Below are 1,338 nucleotides of genomic sequence, written 5' to 3' on the forward strand. Positions count from 1 at the left end.
TGTATTATCCTGAAATAGTTGACACATTTTTCAGTTATTTTGTTTTGTTAAAGTTATCAATTTTTTGTCGTTTGTAAGATTTATATTTTACATTTTCTTTGATATGCACTTTTGCAGGTGTTTGAAAGTTGAGTGAAAAGTGCAATCGATGGTTGTTGTATAGGTTTACGGCTTGCTGTGTCATTTTCTGAGCGGTTTTCAAATCGGGTAGGGTTTCTTTGAGTCCGTATTCGTACTTCAAAGTTCTGTTCATTCGCTCTGCAACGGCGTTTTCATAAGGATCAGAGTTTTGTGTATTGCTTAAAATAATATCATTTTTTAGAGTATATCGTTCAAATTCTGGACTACAATATTGTATTCCTCTGTCTGAATGATGAATAATTTTCCTATTGGGGAAACATCTTGCTTTTAAAGCCATTTTAAGAGCATTTACAACGAGTTCTGTTCTCATATGATTACTGATGTTAAAGCCAACGATTTTCTTCGAATACGCATCAGTAACGAGTGCTAAATACGCATAATCGTTTTGAAGCTTTACATACGTTATATCACTCACCCAAACTTGTTCGGATTGCGTGATTTCTGTTTCCAAAATTCTATTAGGATTCTTGAAAAACCTGTGCTTAGAATTGGTTGTTGTAGTGAAGTTTTTAGATTTTTTCACTAGCATTGCGTTCCATTTTAACAGCTTAAAGAAGCGGTCTCTTCCCATTTTTATGCCATGCTGATGAAAGAAAGAAGAAAGTTCTTTAAAGACTTTTAAAGTTCCATATTTGGGTTGAAGTTTGCGTATTTTGCGAACTTCTGATAGGATTAATTCATACTTCTGAGAATGTATTTCCAAGTGTTTCATCCGCTTGTAATAGCCTTGACGAGTAATCCCAAAGACTTCGGCTAACCATTGTTTTTTGAACGGTTTCTCTTCTTTTTCTCGAGTTCTTTTATTAAGTCTTTGGGTAAATGCTTTTTTGAGATTTCCTTTCCTACAATTTCCTCAAAATCAAGGATGAGATCCTGCTGAAAGTCTTTCACAAACTCCAGTTCTTGGATTTTTTCCTTTAGTTTTTTAATCTCTTGATCTTTGCTCATACCGATAGATTTTTGATTAAAGGTAGCTAATTTTTTGACCCAATAATCAATCGTGGATCTGGATATTCCATAAGTTTTAGCAGCGTGATTGATAGAAATCTGTCCGTTGGTTACCTTTTGGACAATTTGGAGTTTGATTTGAAAAGGCAATTTTTGATAGGTATATTTTGGACACCTATTGAATTTTTCTTGTTCCATAGTTTGACAATATTTAATGAATTTTTTGTCAACCTATTTCAGGAATATGCA

General features: G+C 33.4%; 2 protein-coding genes. Both read right to left on the reverse strand.

Features of this window, described 5'->3' with window-relative positions:
* Positions 1–34: 34 nt before the first annotated feature.
* On the reverse strand, positions 35–880 hold the full coding sequence (locus IV513_RS15435) for an IS3 family transposase (protein ID WP_317196436.1): 846 nt from the start codon (positions 878–880) through the stop codon (positions 35–37).
* 14 nt (positions 881–894) lie between these two features.
* Positions 895–1,287 carry a helix-turn-helix domain-containing protein gene (locus IV513_RS15440; RefSeq protein WP_209391440.1) on the reverse strand — a complete coding sequence of 131 codons (393 nt, stop codon included), beginning with the start codon at positions 1,285–1,287 and terminating at the stop codon, positions 895–897.
* Positions 1,288–1,338 lie beyond the last annotated feature (51 nt).

Source organism: Chryseobacterium sp. RR2-3-20 (assembly GCF_017808115.1).
Taxonomy (GTDB): domain Bacteria; phylum Bacteroidota; class Bacteroidia; order Flavobacteriales; family Weeksellaceae; genus Chryseobacterium; species Chryseobacterium oryzae.